At 72.3% G+C, this 18,618-nt stretch carries 19 protein-coding genes; 4 read left to right on the top strand and 15 right to left on the bottom strand.

The window, feature by feature from the left end; all coding sequences use genetic code 11:
* Window positions 1-8 precede the first annotated feature (8 nt).
* Window positions 9-698 (bottom strand): DUF6882 domain-containing protein, encoded by a 690-nt coding sequence (locus tag C2865_RS12685; RefSeq protein WP_106398529.1) that lies wholly within the window; start codon window positions 696-698, stop codon window positions 9-11.
* Window positions 699-811: 113 nt separating this feature from the next.
* On the opposite strand from C2865_RS12685, the gene C2865_RS39345 reads away from it, so the two are divergent.
* Entirely contained in the window at window positions 812-1,408 is a 597-nt protein-coding gene (locus C2865_RS39345) for a hypothetical protein (protein ID WP_157963680.1), read from the top strand.
* Here C2865_RS39345 and ybaK read toward each other — a convergent pair.
* A complete protein-coding gene (ybaK, locus tag C2865_RS12680; RefSeq protein WP_106398528.1) occupies window positions 1,292-1,795 on the bottom strand; it encodes a Cys-tRNA(Pro) deacylase in 504 nt (167 codons plus the stop codon). The two genes, C2865_RS39345 and ybaK, sit on opposite strands and share 117 nt — an antisense overlap.
* A gap of 109 nt (window positions 1,796-1,904) precedes the next feature.
* Between ybaK and C2865_RS12675 the strand changes: the two genes are divergently transcribed.
* A complete protein-coding gene (locus C2865_RS12675) occupies window positions 1,905-2,423 on the top strand; it encodes a DUF1269 domain-containing protein (protein WP_157963679.1) in 519 nt (172 codons plus the stop codon).
* A gap of 8 nt (window positions 2,424-2,431) precedes the next feature.
* Here C2865_RS12675 and C2865_RS12670 read toward each other — a convergent pair whose 3' ends face one another.
* The 4 genes from C2865_RS12670 to C2865_RS12655 all read right to left on the bottom strand — a co-directional run bounded on the left by C2865_RS12670 (window position 2,432) and on the right by C2865_RS12655 (window position 4,781).
* The gene (locus C2865_RS12670) at window positions 2,432-3,361 is read right to left on the bottom strand and encodes an RluA family pseudouridine synthase (protein WP_106398526.1); all 930 of its coding nucleotides are present in this window, start codon (window positions 3,359-3,361) and stop codon (window positions 2,432-2,434) included.
* Window positions 3,358-3,957, bottom strand: a complete 600-nt coding sequence (gene lspA, locus C2865_RS12665) for a signal peptidase II (protein WP_232835547.1) — start codon at window positions 3,955-3,957, stop codon at window positions 3,358-3,360. Before lspA ends, C2865_RS12670 begins: the two co-directional genes overlap by 4 nt.
* Window positions 3,930-4,388, bottom strand: coding sequence for a TraR/DksA family transcriptional regulator (locus C2865_RS12660; protein WP_232835546.1), 459 nt, complete (start codon window positions 4,386-4,388; stop codon window positions 3,930-3,932). Before C2865_RS12660 ends, lspA begins: the two co-directional genes overlap by 28 nt.
* Window positions 4,389-4,508: 120 nt before the next feature.
* On the bottom strand, window positions 4,509-4,781 hold the full coding sequence (locus C2865_RS12655; RefSeq protein ID WP_198653219.1) for a DUF167 domain-containing protein: 273 nt from the start codon (window positions 4,779-4,781) through the stop codon (window positions 4,509-4,511).
* Window positions 4,782-5,056: 275 nt separating this feature from the next.
* Between C2865_RS12655 and ileS the strand changes: the two genes are divergently transcribed.
* Window positions 5,057-8,212 carry an isoleucine--tRNA ligase gene (ileS, locus tag C2865_RS12650; protein WP_106398524.1) on the top strand — a complete coding sequence of 1,052 codons (3,156 nt, stop codon included), beginning with the start codon at window positions 5,057-5,059 and terminating at the stop codon, window positions 8,210-8,212.
* Window positions 8,213-8,341: 129 nt separating this feature from the next.
* On the top strand, window positions 8,342-8,980 hold the full coding sequence (locus tag C2865_RS12645) for a DUF1707 SHOCT-like domain-containing protein (protein WP_106398523.1): 639 nt from the start codon (window positions 8,342-8,344) through the stop codon (window positions 8,978-8,980).
* 84 nt (window positions 8,981-9,064) lie between these two features.
* On the opposite strand, the gene C2865_RS12640 is transcribed toward C2865_RS12645, so the two are convergent.
* From C2865_RS12640 to murG, 9 genes are all read right to left on the bottom strand, one after another.
* Window positions 9,065-10,462: a hypothetical protein gene (locus C2865_RS12640; RefSeq protein ID WP_106398522.1), complete on the bottom strand. Its 1,398-nt coding sequence runs from the start codon at window positions 10,460-10,462 to the stop codon at window positions 9,065-9,067.
* Window positions 10,463-11,253: 791 nt separating this feature from the next.
* Complete coding sequence (locus C2865_RS12635; RefSeq protein WP_106398521.1) at window positions 11,254-12,132, bottom strand: DivIVA domain-containing protein; 879 nt, start codon at window positions 12,130-12,132, stop codon at window positions 11,254-11,256.
* Window positions 12,133-12,205: 73 nt separating this feature from the next.
* Window positions 12,206-12,511, bottom strand: coding sequence for a YggT family protein (locus C2865_RS12630; protein ID WP_106398736.1), 306 nt, complete (start codon window positions 12,509-12,511; stop codon window positions 12,206-12,208).
* Between the two features lie 21 nt (window positions 12,512-12,532).
* Window positions 12,533-13,036 carry a cell division protein SepF gene (locus C2865_RS12625; protein WP_106398520.1) on the bottom strand — a complete coding sequence of 168 codons (504 nt, stop codon included), beginning with the start codon at window positions 13,034-13,036 and terminating at the stop codon, window positions 12,533-12,535.
* 83 nt (window positions 13,037-13,119) lie between these two features.
* Window positions 13,120-13,821, bottom strand: coding sequence for a YggS family pyridoxal phosphate-dependent enzyme (locus tag C2865_RS12620; RefSeq protein WP_106398519.1), 702 nt, complete (start codon window positions 13,819-13,821; stop codon window positions 13,120-13,122).
* Window positions 13,822-13,823: 2 nt separating this feature from the next.
* Complete coding sequence (ftsZ, locus tag C2865_RS12615; protein ID WP_106398518.1) at window positions 13,824-15,113, bottom strand: cell division protein FtsZ; 1,290 nt, start codon at window positions 15,111-15,113, stop codon at window positions 13,824-13,826.
* 192 nt (window positions 15,114-15,305) lie between these two features.
* Complete coding sequence (locus C2865_RS12610) at window positions 15,306-16,058, bottom strand: cell division protein FtsQ/DivIB (protein WP_106398517.1); 753 nt, start codon at window positions 16,056-16,058, stop codon at window positions 15,306-15,308.
* Window positions 16,059-16,124: 66 nt separating this feature from the next.
* Window positions 16,125-17,513, bottom strand: a complete 1,389-nt coding sequence (gene murC / locus C2865_RS12605) for a UDP-N-acetylmuramate--L-alanine ligase (RefSeq protein WP_106398516.1) — start codon at window positions 17,511-17,513, stop codon at window positions 16,125-16,127.
* Window positions 17,510-18,610 (bottom strand): undecaprenyldiphospho-muramoylpentapeptide beta-N-acetylglucosaminyltransferase, encoded by a 1,101-nt coding sequence (gene murG / locus C2865_RS12600; protein WP_106398515.1) that lies wholly within the window; start codon window positions 18,608-18,610, stop codon window positions 17,510-17,512. The genes murC and murG overlap by 4 nt, the downstream gene beginning before the upstream one ends.
* Window positions 18,611-18,618: the final 8 nt, after the last annotated feature.

Here is an 18,618-nt window from a genome sequence, read left to right as displayed (position 1 = left end):
CGGATCCTCTACACCCGCAGGCTCGCCTCCCAGTTCTTGAGCCTGCCGTGCTCGTCGAAGATCGCCCGGGCGGTGCCGCCGCCGGGCAGCCGCGCCTCGGTCACCGCCCCTGTCTGGCGGAAGGGCACCCGGTGGTGGGACAGGAGGCGGGTCAGGGTCAGCCGGGGGTCGCGCGGGAAGAGCGCCACCGCGCTCATCAGCAGCGCGGGCACCGGGATCGGGTCGAAGGCGGCCTCGGGCACCTGCGGGTCGTCGACCTGGAGGTAGGCCGAGCCCCCGTCGTAGCCGGCGCCGATGTAGCCGGACCCCGCCAGCGCCCCGGACGCGACCAGCGCGATCGGCTCGCCGCCGTGCGCGGCGGGCCCCCGGTACCAGGACAGGTCGAGCTCGGGGGTGGTGAACTCGGGGATGGCCAGCCGCTCGCCCAGCTCCCGCACCGCCAGGGTCGGCACGACCGCGGGATGGTCGGGTCCGAACTGCCGGTTGGCCCAGCCCCACAGCCAGGTGCGCTCGTCCGCCGCGTAGCTGCCCAGCAGCCCCACCCGGACGGTGACCCCGCCGCTGGTGTAGGTGCGGGCCCCGAGGTCGGCGCTCCAGTCGGCGCGGGGCAGGTATCCCGCCAGCGTCTCCTGCCGCTGCAGGGCGATGGCGGACAGCGCGGCACCCAGGCGTTCGAACGCCGAGCTGAATCCTGACATGACCGGAACACTACCCGGGGCCGCCGACTTTGCGCTCCCTTCACCAAGGCACCCGTTCCGCCGCGTTACGCTGCGAGAGATCGGCTTTCCGCAGGCGTACAGGAGCGTGGGTTGTGAGGCGGCAGGTATGGGTCTGGGGGGCCGCCACCGGCGTGCTCGCCCTGCTTGGCCTCCCCGCGGGGCTGCTGTGGTCCCGGCTCGCCGAACGGCCCGAGTACGTGGTCGTCCGCGGGCGCGCCTACCCGGCCGACTCCGAGTCCGAGGTGCTCATCAGCGCCGACGGCAAGCTGGCCCTGATCTGCGTGGTGCTGGGGCTGCTGGCGGGCGCCGTGGCCTACTGGCGGGCCGGGCGCGCCGGCGAGGTCCCGCTCGTGCTCGGCCTGTGCACCGGCGGCCTGCTCGGCTCCCTGCTCGCCTGGTGGCTGGGCCACCGGTTCGGCCTGGACGGCTTCGAGCACGCCCTGGCGACCGCCGCGGACGGCACCCGGGTGCTCGGCCCGCTGGACCTGGGCGCGACGGCCGTGGTGACGCTCCAGCCGCTGGTCTCGGTGATCGTCTTCGGCATGCTGGAGGCGCTGGACGCCGCCGGGCGGCTACGCCCCGCCTATCACGGCGGTCCGGGCGCCGGTGAGCCGCAGCAGGTCGGCCGGGGCGAGTTCGATCTGCAGCCCGCGCCGCCCGGCGGAGACGTAGACCGTCGGGAAGTCTGAGACGCTCGCGTCCACCACCGTGGGCAGCCGCCTGCGCTGCCCCAGCGGGCTGATCCCGCCCACCACGTACCCGGTGGCCCGCTCGGCGTCGGCGGGCGCGGCCATCTGGGCGCGCTTGCCGCCCGCGGCCGCGGCGAGCGCCTTGAGGTCCAGCCGCCCCGACACCGGCACCACCCCGACGGTCAGCTTCCCGTCCACCTCGGCCAGCAGCGTCTTGAAGAGCCGCTCCGGCGGGACGCCCAGCGCCGCCGCGGCGGCCTCGCCGTAGGACTCCGCGGCGGGATCCACCTCGTACGGGTGAAGCGTGAAGGCGATCCCGGCCTTCCCCGCCGCGACGGTGGCCGGGGTGCCTCCGGCCCTGCCCGCGCCCTTCACCGTCTTCGCCATGCGCCCCGTCCTCCCTCGGTCCGTCGACGACACCGACCTTAGCCCCCGCGGGGGAAGGTCACAGGACGCCGAGGTTCCGCGGGAAGGGCGGCGGGGAAGGGGGGATGGCATGACGGAAGCGCCGCAGAAACTCCTGGTGATCGGTTTCGACGATCCGCTGAAGGCGAGCGAGTTCATGCTCACCGCGCTGCGGATGCAGAAGAACGGGCAGCTGCGCCTGCACGACGCGGTGTTCATCGAGCGGGACGCCGACGGGAGCTCGACCGTACGGGAGACCCAGGACTTCACCCCCGGCCGCGGCGCGCTGGGCGCGGGCATGTGGGGGCTGCTGCTGGGCACCCTGCTGGGCGGGCCGATCGGCGGGCTCGTCGGCGGCGCCGCCGGTGCCGGCGGCGGTGCGCTGCTGGGAAAGCTCATCGACACCGGGATCAAGGACGACAAGATCGCCGGACTGCGGGAGGCGGTTCCGCCGGGCCGCACGGCGCTGGCGCTGCTGATCAGCCGGCTGTCGCTGGCCGACCTGCAGAACGAGCTCACCCGGTTCCCCGGGGCGCGGTTCGTGGAGTCGGATCTGTACGACGCCGCGATCCACGCCGTCCGGGTGAGCCTGGGCGAGATCGAGGACTGAGCCGGGGCTCAGGACTCGGCGGCCACGATGTCCAGGGCCTTGCTCAGGTCCTCGGGGTAGGGGCTGGTGAACTCGACGTACTCGTCGGTCGACGGGTGCATGAAGCCCAGGCGGACGGCGTGCAGCCACTGCCGGGTGACGCCCAGGCGGGCCGCCAGGGTCGGGTCGGCGCCGTAGAGCATGTCCCCCACGCACGGGTGGCGCAGCGCCGACATGTGCACCCGGATCTGGTGGGTGCGGCCGGTCTCCAGGGTGATGTCCAGCAGCGACGCCGCCCGGAACGCCTCGATCGTGTCGTAGTGGGTGACCGAGGGGCGGCCGCCCGCGACCACCGCGAACCTGCCGCTGCCCGAGGGGTGCCGGTCGATGGGGGCGTCGACCGTGCCGCGGAACGGGTCGGGGTGGCCCTGGACCAGGGCGTGGTAGCGCTTGGTGACCTCCCGTTCCCGGAAGGCGTTCTTCAGCCGGGAGTAGGCCAGCTCGCTCTTGGCCACCACCATGCAGCCGGTGGTGTTGGCGTCCAGCCGGTGCACGATGCCCTGGCGCTCGGCCGCGCCGCTGGTGGCCACGGTGTGCCCGGCGCCCAGCAGGCCGCCGATGACCGTGGGCCCGGTCCAGCCGGTGGTGGGGTGGGCCGCGACGCCCACGGGCTTGTTCACCACGATGATGTGGTCGTCCTCGTAGAGGATCGTCATGCCCGGGACCGCCTCGGGCACCGCGACGGGCGCGGCGGGCGGCGGCGGGAGGACCACCTCGAGCCAGGCGCCGGCGGTGACCCTGTCGGACTTCGCGGCGGGCCGCCCGTCCAGCAGGACGTCCCCGGCGGCGATCACCTCGGCGGCGCGGGTGCGGGACAACCCGAAGAGGCGGGCCAGCGCGGCGTCCGCCCGTTCGCCCTCCAGGCCCTCGGGGACGAAGAGGCTGCGGTGGTCGCTCACGCGGAGTCCTCCCCTTCGGCCTTCGCGCCGGTGTCCGTGGTGCCGTCGAGCTGCCGGCCGCGCGCGGCCAGGACGACGGCCAGGACGCCGCCGCAGACGATGGCGGAGTCGGCCAGGTTGAACACCGGCCAGTTGGGCCACTCGATCCAGTCGACCACATGGCCCTGGAACCCGCCGGGCGCCCGGAGGATGCGGTCGGCCAGGTTGCCCAGCGCCCCGCCGAGCAGCAGGCCGAGGCTGATCGCCCAGGGCGTGCTGCGCAGGTCGCGGGCGGTGCGCACGATGGCGATCACCACTCCGATGGCGATGATGGTGAACACCCACGTCATGCCGGTGCCGATGGAGAAGGCGGCGCCGCTGTTGCGGGTGACCCGCAGCGTGGTCAGCCCGCCCAGCAGCTCGATCGGGCGTTGCCCCTCCAGCCGCGCCACCACCAGGATCTTGGTGACCTGGTCGGCCAGCAGCGCCACCGCGGCCACCGCGGCCAGGAGGGCGACACGACGGGGCCGGGGCCCCGTCTCCTGTTCGGAGACGGCCCCGGCTCCGTCCGACTCGTTCTGGATCTCGCTCAGCGTCGTTCCTCGCGTTGTTTGCACTTCACACACAGCGTGGCACGCGGGAAGGCCTGGAGTCGTGCCTTGCCGATGGCCTTGCCGCATTCCTCACAGACACCATAGGTGCCCGCCTCTATTCGCGCGATCGCGCGCTCGTTCTGGCGCAGCAGATCACGGGAGTTGTTGGTCAGCGCCAGCTCGTGCTCGCGCTCGTAGGTCTTGGCGCCCGCGTCGGCCTGGTCGTCGCCCGCGCCCTCGCCGAGGTCGGTGCCCTCGGCGGCCTGGGTGCGCGCGGCGTCGATCTCCGCGGCGAGCTCCTCTATCTCGGCGGTCAGCCTGGTCCGCACCGCCGACAGCTCCTCGGCCGTCCAGCGTTCCTCTCCCTCGCGGACCGGGAGCTCCCCTGCCTTCCTGGCCGCCTTGGCCTCCTGGGCCTGCTGGGCCTGCTGGGCCACGCTTGCGGTGCCGGCCATGTCGGTCCCCCTAGCGCTGATCTTGTTCTCGACTGGCAGTGCGGGCAGCATAGGTCTCCCTCCGGGGTGCGGCAAACAACGCCGTCTGGTCACCACCCGCATATGCCCCACACCCCAGCGTCACGAACCACGCAGTCGATCGAGCTTGAGTGTGAGCAGAGTCACATCTCCGTCAACCTCGATCAGCTTGTCCCGGCTCGTGGCGCCCGAGAGCAGCCGCACGTCGCGCCGCCGCACCCCCAGGGCCTCTGCGACCGCCTCCAGCGCCGCCTCCGTGGCCCTGCCCTCCACCGCGCGGGCGGCGACCCTGACGACCAGCGCGTCACCGCGGCTCCCGCCGACCTTCGTCCTGCTCGCCCCCGGCCCCACCCGGATCGCCACCCTGATCGCCATTCCTTCACCCTCCCATGACGCACTTCTGACCGGAATTCCCGTCGAACACCCGCCCGCGCGCCCCGTACAATCGGGGCAGTCCACGGCAAGGCAGTGATGAGGCCATCACCTCGGAGCCGCCGGAAGAACGGCCCCCGCGCCCAGTAGAACCGGCAGCCGAGACGACAACGAAGCGGGCCGTCCCCACCACGGGCGGCCAAGAAGGGTGGTACCGCGGTCCGCGCGCCGGATCGTCCCTTCAAGACCGGTCCCGTCGTCTTGGAGGTCTCGCCGCCGTGTCCTTCCGTCCCCTTCCCGCGCAGGTCGATCTGCCGGCCCTCGAACGTGACCTCCTGCGCCGCTGGCAGGACGAGAAGATCTTCCAGCGGTCGCTCGAGCGCAACGCCGACGGCCCCCGCTGGGTCTTCTACGAAGGACCCCCCACCGCCAACGGCATGCCCGGCGTGCACCACGTCGAGGCCCGCGTCTTCAAGGACGTCTTCCCCCGGTTCAAGACCATGCAGGGCTACCACGTGCCCCGCAAGGCCGGCTGGGACTGCCACGGGCTGCCCGTCGAGGTGGCCGTGGAGAAGGAGCTCGGCCTGTCGGGCAAGCCGCAGATCGAGGCCTACGGCATCGCCGAGTTCAACGAGCGGTGCCGCGCGTCGGTCATGCGCCACACCGACGCCTTCGAGGAGCTCACCGAGCGCATGGGCTACTGGGTCGACCTCCAGCAGGCCTACCGCACCATGGACCCCTCCTACATCGAGTCCGTCTGGTGGTCGCTGAAGGTCATCTGGGAGAAGGACCTCCTCTTCCGCGACCACCGCATCACCCCGTACTGCCCGCGCTGCGGCACCGGCCTGTCCGACCACGAGCTGGGCCAGCCCGGCGGCTACGAGACGGTCACCAGCCCGTCGGTGTACGTGCGCATGCCGGTCACGTCCGGCCGCTTCGAGGGCGCCGACCTGCTCATCTGGACCACCACCCCCTGGACGCTGGTGTCCAACACCGCGGTGGCCGTCCACCCCGGCGTCACCTACGTCGTCGCCGAGAAGGACGGCGAGAAGCCGGTCATCGTCGCCGAGCCGCTGATGGAGAGCGCGCTGGGCGAGGGCTGGACCGCCCGCGAGTCCTTCCCCGGCTCCGAGCTGGAGCACACCCCCTACAGCCGCCCGTTCGAGCTGGTCGAGGTGCCCGGCGCGCACTTCGTGCTGCTCGCCGAGTACGTCACCGTCGAGGACGGCACCGGCCTGGTCCACCAGGCGCCCGCCTTCGGCGCCGACGACCTGCAGACCTGCAAGCGCTACGGGCTGCCGGTCGTCAACCCGATCGGCCCGGACGGCCGCTTCCTCCAGGACGTCCCGATGGTCGGCGGCGTGCTGTTCAAGGAGGCAGACGAGGCCCTGACCGCCGACCTGCGCGAGCGCGGCCTGCTCTTCCGCGGCGCGCACTTCGAGCACAGCTACCCGCACTGCTGGCGCTGCCACTCGGCGCTGCTGTACTACGCGCTGCCCTCCTGGTACATCCGCACCACCGCGATCAAGGACAAGCTGCTCCGCGAGAACGAGGGAACCAACTGGTTCCCCGAGACGATCAAGGAGGGCCGGTTCGGCGAGTGGCTGCGCAACAACGTCGACTGGTCGCTGTCGCGCTCCCGCTACTGGGGCACCCCGCTGCCGCTGTGGTTGTGCGAGGACGAGCACGTCACCTGCGTCGGCTCGCTCAAGGAGCTGTCGGAGCTGGCCGGTGAGGACCACTCCGGGCTCGACCCGCACCGGCCGTTCGTCGACGACGTGACCTTCCCCTGCCCGGTCTGCGCCAAGACCGCCACCCGCGTGCCCGACGTCATCGACGCCTGGTACGACTCGGGCTCCATGCCGTTCGCCCAGCACGGCACGCCCTACCACAACCAGGAGGAGTTCGAGAAGGCCTACCCGGCGCAGTTCATCTGCGAGGCCACCGACCAGACCCGCGGCTGGTTCTACTCCCTGATGGCCGTCGGCACCCTGGTGTTCGACAGGTCCTCCTACGAGAACGTGCTCTGCCTCGGGCTGATCCTGGCCGAGGACGGCCGCAAGATGTCCAAGCACCTGGGCAACGTGCTGAAGCCGATGCCGCTGATGGACCAGCACGGCGCCGACGCCCTGCGCTGGTTCATGGCCTGCTCCGGCTCGCCGTGGGCGGCGCGGCGCGTCGGCCACGGGGTGCTGGAGGAGATCGTCCGCAAGGTCCTGCTGACCTACTGGAACACCGCCTCCTTCTTCATCCTGTACGCCAACGCCGCCGCGGCGCAGGGCAACGCCTGGACGCCCGAGCGGCTCGGCGAGGCGCCCGCGCCCGCCGACCGCCCGCTGCTGGACCGCTGGGCGCTGGCCGAGCTGCACCGCACGGTCGCCGAGGTCACCGAGGCCATGGAGGTCTTCGACACCCAGGCCGCCGGACGCCGCCTCGGCGAGTTCGTCGACGACCTGTCCAACTGGTACGTGCGCCGGTCCCGCCGCCGGTTCTGGGAGGGCCCGACCACGCCGGAGAACGCCTCGGCGTTCGCGACCCTGTACCAGTGCCTGGAGACGCTGACCCGGCTCATGGCCCCGCTGGTGCCGTTCGTCACCGACCACGTCTGGGACGTGATCCGGTCCGAGGGCTCCCCCGAGTCGGTGCACCTGGCGACCTGGCCCGAGGTCGACCCCTCGCTGCTGGACGCCGGGCTGACCGCGCAGATGGCGCTGGTGCGGCGGCTGGTCGACCTGGGCCGCGCCGCGCGCACCTCCTCGGCCGTGCGCATCCGCCAGCCGCTGGGCCGCGCCCTGGTCGGCGCGCCCGGCTGGGCCACCCTGCCCGAGCAGCTGCGCGCCCAGATCGCCGAGGAGCTGAACGTCGGCTCCTTCGAGGAGCTGTCGTCCATCGGCGGCGACCTGGTCGAGTACGAGGTCAAGCCCAACTTCCGCGAGCTGGGCAAGCGCTTCGGCAAGCAGACGCCCCTGGTGGCCAGGGCCGTCACCGCCGCGGACGCCGCCGCGCTCGTCGCCGGGCTGCGCTCGGCCGGCTCGTTCGGCGTCGAGGTCGCCGAGGTCGGCGCGGTCGGCCTCGGGCCCGACGACGTGATCGTCACCGAGCGGCCCCGGTCCGGCTGGGCGGTGGAGTCCGCCGCGGGCGAGACCCTCGCGCTCGACCTGGAGATCACGCCGGAGCTGCGCCGGGCGGGCCTGGCCCGCGAGGCCGTCCGGATGATCCAGGACGCGCGCAAGCAGTCCGGCCTGGACGTCACCGACCGCATCTCCCTGGCCTGGTCGGCCGCCGACCCGGAGATGGCCGAGGCGCTGCGCGAGCACGGCGCGGAGGTCGGCGCCGAGGTCCTCGCCGCCTCCTTCACCGAGTCGCAGGGCGGCGCCGAGCCCACCCACCATGAGGCCGACCTGGGTCTGTCCTTCGTGCTGAAGAAGGCCTGACGTCGGCGCCGGGCGGGCCCGCACCGGGGTGGGGGCCCGCCCGGCGTACCGGGACTCAGGGGTTTTCTCAGGGTCTTCTCCGGGTCGTCCCGGATGGAAGAAGACCTGTGCCTTTGTCATAGTGGAAGCGTGGAGCTAGAGAACATCCCCCAGCTGAGAGCCTCGGACGCCGACCGCGACAGAGTGGCGGAGGTCCTCGGAGAGGCGCTCTCCGAGGGCCGGCTGACCCCTGAGGAACACTCCGAGCGCTTGGACCACCTCTACGCCGCCAAGACCTACGCCGAGCTCGAACCGCTCACCAGCGACCTGCCCCGGCCGCGGGTCTCCCTGACCAAGGAGTCCGCCGCCCTCCCCCCGCCGGTGCGCGGCTCCGACACCATCCACTGCCTCTTCAGCGCCGCCGAGCGCAAGGGCCGCTGGCTCGTCGATCCCCTGACCACGGTGAACTGCTACTTCGGCGGTGTCGAACTGGACTTCCGCACCGCCGTCCTCACCCAGCGCGAGGTCGTGGTCGACGTCAGCTGCGCCTTCGGCGGCGTCGACATCACCGTCCCTCCGGGCGTCCGCGTCGAGAACGGGATCACGGCGGTCCTCGGGGGCGTCGACACCCCCGAGGAGGAGACGCTCGACCCGCAGGCCCCCGTCATCCGCCTCACCGGCCACGTCCTCCTCGGCGGGGTCACCGTCAAACGCAAGCTCACCCGCGAGCAGCGCCGCGAGCAGCGCGCCGCCCGCCGGGCCGCCCGCCGGTCGGGCTACTCCGGCTGACCCTCCCCGTCCGCGCGGACGGGTGCCCTACGACGAGAAGAAGCCCGTGCCTCCAAGGCACGGGCTTCTTCTCGTCCAGGCGGGTCAGACCGCCGGCTCCCGGTCGGGCTGGCAGACCAGGCAGGGGGTGCAGCCGCGTTCTTCGGCGGTGGCGCGCGAAAGGGTCTCCAGGTCCTCGTCCTCCTCGCCGATGTCCTCGATGAGGGCGCAGTCGGGGCGGTGGTAGCGCTTGGTGCCGCTGAGGATGCGCACGACGGGGGCGCCGGGGCCCTCCTCGGACTCGCGGGAACCGGGGACGACCGGGCCGCCGGTGAGGGACTCCTCGGCCGGAGCGCCGGCCTGGGGAGCCGGGGCCGCCGCGGGCTCGGCCCGCTCGGGCTCCGCCGGGGCGTGCTCCGCGGCGGGCCGGACCGGCTCGGACAGCACGGAGTCCGACAGCGTGGAGGTGGCGGACGGAGCCTCCGGCAGCGGGTCGCCCTGCTCGGGGGCGGCGTCGCCGGACTCGGCGCGGAAGGGGTCGGCGGCCGGGGACGACCAGGAGTCGCCGCTCTGGCGGGGCTCCAGCGGGGACGGGCCGGTGTAGGGGGCGTCGGGCACCGGGTAGGCGGGGTCGAGCGGGTCGATCGGCTCGGCCGTCAGCGCCTTGGGGTCCCAGTCGGTGACCGTGTCGGCCGCCGGGGGGCCGGAGGGGTCGGGCGACCACTCGGGGGCGCCGGCCGTCGGGTGGGCGCCGGACCCCTCCGGCGGGAGGCCGGCGTCGGGCTCGTAGGAGGGGACCGCCTGGTAGGAGGCCGCCTCGTAGGACTCGTAGGAGGGGATCTCGTAGGAGGAGGTCGGGGAGGCGGGGGCCTCGAAGGACCGGGTCGGCTCGAAGCGCCCGCCGCCCTCGCCGCGGGGCTCCTCGACGCCGATCCGGGGCTCGGTGCTCAGGCCGTCCTCGGGGTCGGCGTCCGCGTCGCCCGCCGCGACCGCGGTGGCGCGCGCCGCCAACGCGGTGTCGGGCAGGCAGGCGGTGCAGGGGCTGAACCCCTCCTCCTGGGCCTCGACGTAGGTGAGCTCCTCGACCTGCCGTCCGGCGAGCTGCCGGCAGGTGTCGAGGTGGTAGCGCTTGCGGCCGGGCACGACGTGGACGAGCGCGTCGTCCGGCACCTGCGCGGCCGGCGTCGGGAAGGCCTGCGGCAGGCCGTCTTCGGGCTCGGGGACCGCGGCGGCCTCCTCGGCCCTGGCGGCGGCCCGCCTCGCCGCCCGGCCCGCGGGCCGGGACTTGGGGACGGCCGGACGGGACGGACCCGTCCCGAACAGCTCCTTGCGCCGGATGAGCACCCCGATGGCCAGGCAGAGGAACGAGACGATGCTGACAGCGATCGAGACGTAGATCAGCTGCAGGCCGTTCAGGCCCAGCACCCCCTGCTCCTCCGTGATGATGCCCGCCACCAGCAGGGCGATCGCCACGATGACCAGCAGGCCACTCAGGATGATCACAAGGACTCCCTCTCCCGGTACCCGGCGTTTCGACCGCTCCCCGCAGCCCGGCGAGGTTACGGCGGAGTCAGCACCCTATCGCCTGCGGGCCCGTCGGCACGTCAGGCGGGAAACCCGTGTCCACGCCAGAACGCGCGCCCACCGGCGCGCCACCCGCGACCGGACACGCGCTGAGCCGCGTCAGGCGACCCACGGCGGAACGCACACGAAGGTGCGCCATCCGAGACCGGACGCGCACTGAGGCACATCACACCACCCGCAGCGGAACGCACCCCGAAGTCGCGCCGTTCAAGGCCGGGCGCGCTGAGGTGCGTCAGGCGACCCACAGCAGAACGCACGCCCGAAGGCGTGCCGTCCAAGACCGGGCACACGCCGAAGCGCGTCAGGCGACCCACGGCGGAACGCACACGAAGGTGCGCCATCCGAGACCGGGCGCGCGCTGAGACCCGTCAGGCGACCGAGGGGGGGACGTGCCTGCCGCCCGTTGCCGGGCGTCGCACGGACCGAGGTAGGGCGTGCGCCTTGCGGCGCGCGGCCGAACACGTACCGGCGCGCATCACACGACCCACAGCAGAACGCACGCCCGAGGGCGTGCTCTTCGTGACTGGACACGTGCTGAGGCGTGCCGTACGGCCGACGGGGGAAGTACGCCTGAGGGCATGCCGCCCGTTGCCGGGCGCGCACTGGTGCGCGTTGCGCGATCCGCTGCAGAACGTCCGGCCGGCGGCGCACTGCGGGATCCGCCAAAGGGCGGCATCCTGCGCGGGTACGCTCGTCCGGTTGCCTTCGGGTCAGCGGCGGTCGTGCGGCGGTGCCTCGACGGCGGCGTGGAAGGCTCCGGTGCCACCGTGCTGGGCGGGCTCGGCCGGGGGCGGGAACGGGGTGGGGCCGGTGGAGACCTGGGCGGGCTGGCCGGCGGTGTGGGCGGCCACCGGAACCGGCTGGGGACCGGTGATCGTCGGGCTGGAGAAGCCCGTCTCGACGGCGCCGACCTCGATCTCGCGCAGCTGGCCCTCCAGGTAGGCCTTGAGCCTGCTGCGGTACTCGCGCTCGAAGGCGCGCAGGTCGTCGACCTTGCGCTCCAGCTCCTCGCGCTGGGTCACCAGGGAGCCCATCACCTGGCGGTGGCGCTCCTGGGCGTCGCGGTCGAGCTGCTCGGCGCGCGAACGCGCCTCGGAGACGATCTGGTCGGCCTGGCGGCGCGCCTTGCCCAGGATGTCCTCGGCCTCGCGGCGGGCGCGGCCCAGGGTCTCGTCCGCCTCGCGGCGGGCGTCGGCGATCGCCTGGTCGGCGGTCTGCTGGGCCAGGGCCAGGACCCGGGCCGCGGTGTCCATGTTGTCCTCGGTGCTGGGCCGCTGCTGGATGCGCTCCTCGTGCGCCAGGCCCATGCCGATCGGCTCGGGCTGCTGGACGGGCTCGTGCCGCACGGGCTCGGGCATCGGGGGCGCCAGATCCTGCTTGGGCTCCACGATGGGGGCGGCCATGGCGGGGACCTTGCCGCGGAGGCACTCGGCCAGCTTGGCCCGCAGCTCCTCGTTCTCCTGGATCAGGCGGTCGAGCTCGGCCTCGACCTCGTCGAGAAAGGCGTCGACCTCTTCCTCGTCGTATCCCGGCCTAAGCCGGGTCGTGCTGAACTGCTTGTTCCGCACATCCGCGGGTGTCAGCGGCATGGTGGTCTCCTTGGCGCGCTTGGAGTCTGTCCCTGCAGGACGGTATCCGATCAAAGCTCCCGGACGAAGACGATCATGCTGTCAACCCCCCGACCACCCGGATGAGGATCAGGACGATCAGGAAGAGCACCATGAAGCTCAGATCGAGACTCACGTTACCCAATCGCAACGGTTTGAAGATACGTCTCAGGCGAACGAGGATGGGCTCTGTGACCGTCCAGATGGGTTCTGCGAACACCAGAACGATCCCCTTGGGCCGCCAGGGCTGCCTCGACGTGCTCTCCGCATACATCTTGAGGTAGTCCAGGATCAGCCTGCCGATCAGGATCAGCAGGAACAGATACAGCACCACCGTCAGGATGGCTCCAACGACTGTCACGGACACTCTCGCATGTGGCTATCAGCTTTGGTTGAAGAATCCGCGTTCTGCCATCCGCGCCTTGTCTTCGGCGGTCACCTCGACATTGGCGGGGGAGAGCAAGAACACTCTGTTCGTAACACGCTCGATGCTCCCGTGGAGCCCGAACACGAGACCTGCCGCGAAATCGACGAGCCGTTTGGCGTCGCTGTCGACCATCTCCGTCAGATTCATGATCACCGGGGTTCCCTCACGGAAGTGTTCCCCGATGGTACGCGCTTCGTTGTACGTCCTAGGATGAAGAGTAGTTATACGCGCCAAATCAGATACAGCGGGCTCCCGCCGCTCCTGTGCCGGCACGGGCGGGCCCGTGGCGATCTGGGTGGGCTGGTGGTCCTCCTCGGCCCGGCCACGACGATGTGGCTGCTGGGACGTGTTGTCCGTCTCCGACTCGTCGTATTCTTCGTCGTAGACGTCGTAGTCGTCGTAGCGGTCGTCCTCGACGAGGCCGAGGTAGACCGCCATCTTGCGCATCGCGCTGGCCACTGGGCCCCTCCGATCCGAAATCCCGTCCAGGATGTCCCGTTCAACCCGACTCGCGGGTGACGTCCGCTACTTACTCGCGGACATTACCCGACGATTGCCCGCCTACCTCCGAGCAACGCCGTACCGATCCGCACGTGTGTCGCGCCACAGGCGATCGCCTCCTTCAGGTCGCCGCTCATGCCCGCCGAGATGATCCCGGCGTCCGAGTGGACGGTTCTCACCTTCTCGGCGTATCCGGCCAGCCGTTCGAACGCCGGAGCCGGATCGGCGCCCAGCGGCGCGACCGCCATGATGCCACCGAGACGCAGCCCGGGGGCGGTGGTTATCCGGTCGGCCAGTGCCAAGAGATCTTCAGGTTCTACCCCGCTCCGCCCCGACGAACCGGGCGGATCTAGCGAAACCTGTACCAAACAGGTCACTTCCCGACCCTGTTTCACGGCCTCCCGGGAGATCGCCTCGACCAGGCGCGGCCGGTCCACCGAGTGCACGAACTTCGCGTACCGCACGACCGAGGCGACCTTGTTGGTCTGCAGCGCGCCGACGAAATGCCAGACGAGGGGGAGATCACCGCAGGCGGCCGCCTTGGGGGCGGCCTCCTGGTCGCGGTTCTCCCCCACGTCGGTGACGCCGAGGCCCGACAGCAGCCGGACGTCGGAGGCGGGGAACGTCTTGGTGACCGCGACCAGGGTGACCTCGCCGGGGTCCCGCCCGGCCTGCCGGCAGGCGAGCGCGACACGCTCGCGGACATCCCGCAGGTTGGCCGCGAGCTCCTCTTCGCGCGTCACCGTTACTTCAGGAAGTCGGGGACGTCGAGGGGGTCGTCGTCATCGAAGACGACGGGGCGCCGCCGGGTGGGCTCTCCTCCGGTGAACCGGTCGAAACGAGTCACCGCGGGCGGTTCTGCTCCCGGCCGCGGCACCTTAGGGTGCGCCTGCTCCGGCTCCTCCTGGGCGGCGGGCTCGGCGGGCCCGGCCTCGGCGGCCGCCTCGACGGGTTCGGGCGCGGGTTCGGGGACCCTGGGCTCGGGCGGCGGCGGTGGCGCCGCCACCGGTTTGGCCGCCGCCTCGGTCACCGTGGGCCGGGACGGCGGCGGTGGCAGCCGCTCCTCCTCCGGTTCCGAGACCGCCGGCTGGAGCTCGTCGAAGCCCGCGGCGATGACCGTCACCCGCACCTCGTCGCCGAGCGCGTCGTCGATGACCGCGCCGAAGATGATGTTGGCGTCCATGGCGGCGGCGTTGGACACCAGCTGCGCCGCCTCGTTGATCTCGAACAGGCCGAGGTCGGACCCGCCGGAGATCGACAGCAGCACCCCGTGGGCGCCGTCGATGCTGGCCTCCAGCAGCGGGCTGGAGATGGCCATCTCCGCCGCCGCGACGGAGCGGTCGTCGCCGCGCGCCGAGCCGATGCCCATGAGCGCCGAGCCCGCACCGGACATGACCGACTTGACGTCGGCGAAGTCCAGGTTGATCAGGCCCGGGGTGGTGATGAGGTCGGTGATGCCCTGCACACCGGAGAGCAGCACCTGGTCGGCCGCCTTGAAGGCGTCCAGCACGCTGACCTGCCGGTCGGAGATCGACAGCAGCCGGTCGTTGGGGATGACGATGAGGGTGTCGACCTCGTCGCGCAGGGTCTCGATGCCGGCCTCGGCCTGCATCGCCCGGCGCTTGCCCTCGAAGCTGAAGGGGCGGGTGACCACGCCGATGGTCAGCGCGCCCAGGGTCCGCGCGATGTTCGCCACGACCGGGGCGCCGCCGGTGCCGGTGCCGCCGCCCTCGCCCGCGGTGACGAAGACCATGTCGGCCCCCTTGAGGACCTCCTCGATCTCCTCGCGGTGGTCCTCGGCGGCCTTGCGGCCGACCTCGGGGTTGGCTCCGGCGCCCAGTCCCCTGGTGAGTTCGCGGCCGACGTCGAGCTTGACGTCGGCGTCACTCATCAGGAGCGCCTGCGCGTCCGTATTGATCGCGATGAACTCGACGCCTTTGAGCCCCTCTTCGATCATCCGGTTGACGGCATTGACACCGCCGCCGCCGATACCGACGACTTTGATGACCGCTAGGTAGTTCTGCGGTGCTGCCACGAGGAGGGGCCTTTCCGCTAGCCTGTCTGTTCCCGATAAACCTTGACCCTCAAGTTGAGGCTTACAGTTATGTCAACCTGAGGACTTCGTAGGACAGTAGGGCTGCCCCCCATCAGGGTCAACTAACGAAGGCCGAAGGGAATCGGCGTGTCGCAGTGACGCTGACTCACCCTGATTCGCGGTAATTGCCGATCATCTGGTAGTGACCACTTCCGGAGCGCTGACATCAATGGTGCGCGCGGCCCGGCCCGCCTTGGTCGCCAGCAATGCCGTCAGCAGCCGGTGCTTCTCGTCGGCGCGTCCGGCCGCGCCCCAGACCACGTTGAGACCGCTTTCCAGCCGCAGGACCACCGAGTGGGCGCTCAGCGCCTCAATTGTCACCAATTTCGACTTCCAGCGCCGGGGCAGTTCCCGCAGCACCGCCAGCCCCTCCCGGGTGGAAGGGTCGCCCGCGCCCGGCGCGGCCACCACGAGAAGCGGCAGGTGGGAGGGCCTTGCGGGCGAGGTGAGAACTGTCACACCGAAACGGTCGACGTGCTGGAACAGCCCGTTCTGCTCGACCGTCGCGATCGGCGTGCGCTCCCGCACGGCGATGACCAGGGTGGTGGGCCAGCTGCGCGTCACCGAGACCGACTCCACCTCGCGGACCCCCCGCACCCGGCGCTCGATCGCCTCCGCGTCCAGCCGCGCCATCGGCGTGCCCAGCGGCACCTGCGCGGTCTCCAGCAGCCGGTCGCGCTCCAGCAGGGAGGTCCCGCGCACCGCCACCTCGCGCACCACCAGCAGTTTGGAGCCGAGCACCACCCAGACCGCGGTGCCCAGCAGCGCCGTGATGAGCAGCGCGACGAACAGCGCCTTCCAGCGCGCGCGCCGGGGGCGTCCGGGGACCTCACCGGGCTCGGAGTCGGGACCTCCCCCGGACGGCGGCGACTGTGTGGTGGCCATGGTGCCGATGATGTCCTCTCCCCCGCCCCGCCGGACCTTGACACGCCCGGCGGACCGGGACGCGGGTCAGGAGAGCAGGGACAGGATGCGCGGACCGAGCGTGGTGACGTCGCCCGCGCCGGCGGTGATCACGACGTCGCCGGGCCCGGCGAGCTCGGCGACCCGCTCGGCGGCGGTGGCGAAGTCCGGCAGGTAGTGCACCTGGGGGCCGTCCGGCACCGCGTCGGCGATCAGCCGCCCGGTCACGCCGGGCTCGGGGTCCTCGCGTGCGCCGTAGACGTCCAGGACCACCGCGACGTCGGCGGCGCCCAGCGCCGCGCCGAACTCCGCGGCGAAGAACCGGGTGCGGCTGTACAGGTGGGGCTGAAAGACCACCACGATCCGGGAGGCGCCGCTCTCCCTGACGTAGTCGCGGGTCGCCGACAGGTCGGCGGTCAGCTCGGTCGGGTGGTGGGCGTAGCTGTCGAAGACCTGAACGCCGCCCGCCTCGCCCTTCAGCTCCAGCCGGCGGCGCGCCCCGCCGAAGGCGGCGAGCCCCTTGACCACCCGGGCCTCGTCGGCGCCCAGCGCCCGCGCGACCGCCACGACGGCCGCCGCGTTGAGCGCGTTGTGCCGCCCGGGGACGGCCAGCTCCACGGTGCCCGCCCCGGACAGCTCGAACGTCGAGCCGAGGCCGCGCGGGGTGAAGGCCGTGACCCGCACGTCGGCGTCCTCGGCCTCGCCGTAGCCCAGCACCCGCGGCGCCCCCGCCGCCAGTTCCCGCACCACCGGGTCGTCGATCCCGGCGACCAGCACCCCACCGGGCTCGATGCGCTCGATGAACCGGGCGAAGTTCGCCTTGACCTCCTCGAACCCCCCGTAGTTGTCCAGGTGGTCGGCCTCGATGTTGGTGATGACCGCGACCCGCGGGGAGTACATGAGGAACGAGCCGTCGCTCTCGTCGGCCTCGGCGGCGAACACGTCGCCGGTGCCCTCCGCGGCGCCCAGCCCCGTGGTGACCAGCTGGCCGCCGATGCAGTAGGACGGGTCGAGGCCCGCGTGCTGCAGCGCGACCGTGAGCATCGAGGTGGTCGTGGTCTTGCCGTGGGTGCCCGCGACGGCCACCGCCCGCCGCCCCGCCATGAGGGAGGCCAGCGCGGCGGCACGGTGCAGGATCCGCAGCCCCCGCTCCCGCGCGGCGGCCAGCTCGGGGTTGTCCTGGCGGATCGCGGTGGAGACCACCACGGTGTCGGCGTCGCCCAGGTGCGCGGCGTCGTGGCCGACGAAGACCTTCGCGCCCATCCCGGCGAGCTGCTCCAGCAGTTCCGAGTCCCGGGCGTCGCTGCCGGAGACCGTCATGCCGCGGCCCAGCATGATCCGCGCGATGCCGGACATGCCGGCGCCGCCGATCGCGATGAAGTGCACCCTGCCCAGCCGGTCGGCGGGAACGACGTCCACAGGGCTGACGAGGCTCACTGCCCTCCCCCTCTCCTGGCCCGGACGACCTCGAAGACCAGCTGCGCGAGCTTGACGTCCGCGTCCCGGTGGCCCATGCGCGCGGCGGCCTCGGACATGCGGGCGACGGAGTCGGCGTCGCGCAGGATCGGTATCACGTTGTGCACGATCCACTCGGGGGTCAGCGCCCCGTCGTCGACCATGAGGCCGCCGCCCGCGTCCACGATCGGGCGGGCGTTCAGCGCCTGCTCCCCGTTGCCGATCGGCAGCGGCACGTACGCCGCGGGCAGGCCCACCGCCGACAGCTCGGCGCAGGTCATCGCGCCCGCCCGGCACATGGCCAGGTCCGCCGCGGCGTAGGCGAGGTCCATCCGGTCGCAGTAGGGGATCGTGACGTACTGCGGCTCGCCCGGACGCCCCGGAGGCGCCTCCTCGGTGTTCTTCTTGCCGACGATGTGCAGCACCTGCACCCCGGCGGAGCGGAACGCCGGGGCCGCGGCCACCGCCGCCCGGTTGAGGGAGCGGGCGCCCTGGGAGCCGCCGAAGACCAGCAGGGTCGGCAGGTCGGCGTCGAGCCCGAAGTAGCTGCGGGCCTTGTCGCCGATGGCCAGCCGGTCGAGCTGGGCGATCTGCTGGCGGATCGGGATCCCGATGAACCTGGCGTGCGGCAGCGGCGACTCGTGGTGGGAGACCGCGACGTTCTCGGTGAAGCGCGCGCCGAGCTTGTTGGCCAGGCCCGGCTTGGGGTTGGCCTCGTGCACGATGATCGGGACGTGCCTGCGGCGCGCGGCCAGGTAGGCCGGGGTGGCCACGTACCCGCCGAAGCCGACCAGGACGTCGGCGCCGACCCGGTCCAGGACGCCCGCAGCGGTGTTGATCGCGCCGTTCAGCCGGCCCGGCACGGCCAGCAGCCGGGGGGTGAGCGTGCGCGGCAGCGGGACCGGGGGGATGAGCGCGAGCTCGTAGCCGCGCTGCGGGACCAGGGTGGTCTCCAGCCCGCGCTCGGTGCCCAGGCAGGTGATCTGCACGGACGGGTCCATGCGCCGCAACGCGTCGGCGAGGGCGAGCGCCGGCTCGATGTGCCCGGCTGTGCCGCCGCCGGCGAGGACAACCCTCATGACACGAC

Source organism: Actinocorallia populi, assembly GCF_002995495.1.
GTDB lineage: Bacteria > Actinomycetota > Actinomycetes > Streptosporangiales > Streptosporangiaceae > Actinocorallia > Actinocorallia populi.
This window is presented reverse-complemented; position numbering and strand designations above follow the sequence as displayed.

Bases quoted from the DNA above. Each gene is read 5' to 3' on its own strand.
- C2865_RS12675 (WP_157963679.1), top strand. From the start codon at position 1,905: ATGACGGAAGCGCCGCAGAAACTCCTGGTGATCGGTTTCGACGATCCG.
- C2865_RS12655 (WP_198653219.1), bottom strand. From the start codon at position 4,781: ATGGCGATCAGGGTGGCGATCCGGGTGGGGCCGGGGGCGAGCAGGACG.
- C2865_RS12685 (WP_106398529.1), bottom strand. From the start codon at position 698: ATGTCAGGATTCAGCTCGGCGTTCGAACGCCTGGGTGCCGCGCTGTCC.
- murG (WP_106398515.1), bottom strand. From the start codon at position 18,610: ATGAGGGTTGTCCTCGCCGGCGGCGGCACAGCCGGGCACATCGAGCCG.
- ybaK (WP_106398528.1), bottom strand. From the start codon at position 1,795: ATGGCGAAGACGGTGAAGGGCGCGGGCAGGGCCGGAGGCACCCCGGCC.
- C2865_RS12660 (WP_232835546.1), bottom strand. From the start codon at position 4,388: ATGGCCGGCACCGCAAGCGTGGCCCAGCAGGCCCAGCAGGCCCAGGAG.
- C2865_RS12610 (WP_106398517.1), bottom strand. From the start codon at position 16,058: ATGGCCACCACACAGTCGCCGCCGTCCGGGGGAGGTCCCGACTCCGAG.
- C2865_RS12635 (WP_106398521.1), bottom strand. From the start codon at position 12,132: ATGCCGCTGACACCCGCGGATGTGCGGAACAAGCAGTTCAGCACGACC.